Here is a 2,819-nt window from a genome sequence, read left to right on the forward strand (position 1 = left end):
CCCGCGAACTGCGAGCGATTTCTGCCTCGTGAGCAAGCGACTGACCGCTGAGCCTGCGCCGGCGGCCGGGCAGGATGATCCCGGCAACAGGTTCGACACCGACGAAACGTTGTCTGAGGTGATCGAACACAACCAGGTTTATGACCGGCTGTGTGTCAATCGGTGAGGCTGGACGCTCGAGATTACGAAGCAAGGCAGCGCTTGAACCGTCGTTGTCATCGACTTTTCGTGCGGAGGCTGCAAAGGGTTGCGCATTCGATAGGTATCTATGCATATCCCGCGATGACGCTGTGGGATTGCTAGCGAGAGCGCATGAAAAAACACTACAATCTGATAGACCTTCTGCGATTCGTCGCGGCGACCTTGGTGCTGGTACATCACGTTGCTTCCAAAGCATGGCGTCACCCCAATAGCTTTCCCGGCCTCATAACCCATTTGCCTGAGCCAGTGCCATTTTTCACCAATTTCGGTGAGCCTGGTTGGGTTGGAGTTGAAATATTTTTCGTTATCTCCGGAATTGTAATTGCGAATTCGGCGTTCGATCGCACTGCAACGCAGTTTGTGATTGGTCGCGCCTCACGCCTCTATCCTTCGGTCTGGGTGTGCGCCCCCTTGGCGTTATTTCTGTTAGTCTTGACTGGAGCACTTGAAGCAGGGTGGCAGGTCGGTTTCCTGAAATCGATGATTCTTCTGCCTAAAGGTCCTTGGATAGATCCAGTGTTCTGGACATTGGGTGTGGAAGCTATTTTCTATGTAGTAATAGCTCTATGGACCTTGCAAAAGCGTGTTAGCATAGAGGTTGTATCAGTACTTTTGACGGCATGGTCGGGTGTTTGGGCAATTCTAACGCTTTCAGGGATGGAATTTGGCTCTTCAATAGAGCGCATCTCATTGCTGCGTTTTGCTGCCTTTTTTGCTCTCGGAATTTTCATGTGGCTTTGGTCCGAAAGGCGTGCGACGAGATTGACATGGATAGCGGGACCATTTGCTCTATGCCTATGTTTAGCTGAATTGGTGCTTAAAACTGAGATTTACAAGAGTATTAACTACGATAGCGTCGCTCCGGTTGTTATTTGGGTCGCCTCGTTCTTCATTATGATTTACTCTCTTGCCAATGCGTCGGCAATTCGGTCTGTCTGGATGACGGGCCTTGGGAGGCTAACGTATCCTCTTTACCTTTGTCATACGACCGTCGCTGGCGCTGTAACTTACGGATTGATAATTCTGGGGTTCAGTGTTCTGTATGCCTTCCTGATGGGGTCAGCGACAGCAATTGCTTTGGCTTGGGCGATTGCAAAATTTTGGGAGCCAGTTGTCGCCTCCGCAATTAAACGGAGCCTTGGTCGTGCAACAGCGATGCTCGCGAGGGCGGAACGAGCAGCCTAGCTTTTCGGCCTCAGCCAATCTTTTTTCCAAATGCCCCGCTTTTCACGTCGGACCGCTCGCCTGCATTGCAAGCAATGGCTGTGATAGTGGGTGCCATCCCATTGAACTTGATCTTTGGCAACGGCGTGCCTGTTGAACAGGCAGCGAAGCGGCTGCGGCACTAACGTCATATTACGCCCCCCCGGGCTTCTCATAAGGAGAAGCCCCATTAAAACGCGTTAACCCATGTATTCCAAATGAACGGGACCTGTTATCGCCAGCAGATTATCACTTTGAACGCACACAGATGCGGCGTTCCCCCAAGGGCCTGTCCTCCCCCGATAGGTCCCTTGGTGCCAAAGTAAGGCCGTCCTGCAGCATGCAGGGCGGCCTTACTGCTCCATTAGCAGCGTGTGCGACTGACTACCCGCCGCCATTCATGATCGGGTGGCGTGGGCAGGCAGATATCGGGTTTTTGCGGCCGCTCTAGATCGAAGCGGATCGGGCGTACGCGCTTTTTGGGGGCGGTCGACTTCTTCCGCGATGCGCACACCCGGCACCAGAAGCGAGCCTTGGCGGCCGAGAACCGGCCGTCCCATCGGTAACGCTCGAAATGATACCAGAGGCCCCACGGATCGAAGGAACAGCGGTGCCCGCATTTGCACACGGGAACCACCGCGTAGCAGAACAGGGCGGCTTCCTTGATCGATGACGGCTCGTGGTATCCGTCCTTGTTGTAGCGCATGGCCGGTAACGCCCGGGCTCGCTGCTCAGTAGCTCAGCCAGTCGAGTTCAGCTTCCTCGACGGCCTCGAACATATCGCCATCGGCGCCGCAGTCCCTGAGCCGCTTTCGAACCGCTTCGGGATCGCCATCGAGGGGGAATTGGCGATCAGCCCGGGCGGCCTTCACGAGGTTCGCCAGCAGGCCTGTGGCCTCGGTCTGGCGAAGGAGCCATCGGCCGAAGGTGCCGCGCTCGGCCGGTGGCAGCGTCCTGCCACTTTCGCGCAGGCGCGTGTCGGGCGCCGCCGGGGTGAACGCGCGGTAATCAGCGCCGGCAAAATGCCCCTTGCCGCCCAGCAGGCGGGTGATTTCTCGGCGGAGATCGTCGGGTGTGCTTTTCTGAATATCCGTCATGACGGCACCTGCCTCACTCGGCGGCTTCTGACAGCAGATGCTGCCAGGATTCGGGGCTGTTCAGATCGAGGCGTTTGATCGTCACCAGATCGCGAGTGATCTCAGCCTTCTCCCGCAACCGCTGGAGCACGGCGGGGAAAATATCGCAGAGCTGCCTGAAGTCTTCCTCCGTCGCACCGCTACGGTCGGCCCGTTCATACTTGTGCTGGGCCAGACGGATCGTAAGCGTCCGACCTCGACCGTTGACGGTAGGAGACGCCCCAGAGCGAATGTTGCGATCTCAAGGCTGCGGTGTAGTTTGAATGAATGATAGCGCGA

General features: G+C 56.3%; 3 protein-coding genes. 1 reads left to right on the forward strand and 2 read right to left on the reverse strand.

What is annotated here, in order from left to right; genetic code table 11:
• Positions 1 to 312 precede the first annotated feature (312 nt).
• The gene (locus ADT71_RS29815; protein ID WP_082370042.1) at positions 313 to 1,386 is read left to right on the forward strand and encodes an acyltransferase; all 1,074 of its coding nucleotides are present in this window, start codon (positions 313 to 315) and stop codon (positions 1,384 to 1,386) included.
• Positions 1,387 to 1,768: 382 nt separating this feature from the next.
• Here the strand turns inward: ADT71_RS29815 and ADT71_RS00395 are convergent, their stop codons facing one another.
• Positions 1,769 to 2,110, reverse strand: a complete 342-nt coding sequence (locus ADT71_RS00395; RefSeq protein WP_054434130.1) for a hypothetical protein — start codon at positions 2,108 to 2,110, stop codon at positions 1,769 to 1,771.
• Positions 2,111 to 2,135: 25 nt separating this feature from the next.
• Complete coding sequence (locus ADT71_RS00400; RefSeq protein ID WP_231635444.1) at positions 2,136 to 2,501, reverse strand: hypothetical protein; 366 nt, start codon at positions 2,499 to 2,501, stop codon at positions 2,136 to 2,138.
• Between the last annotated feature and the right edge of the window lie 318 nt (positions 2,502 to 2,819).

Source organism: Novosphingobium sp. ST904 (assembly GCF_001298105.1).
In the GTDB taxonomy this organism is placed as follows: Bacteria; Pseudomonadota; Alphaproteobacteria; order Sphingomonadales; family Sphingomonadaceae; genus Novosphingobium.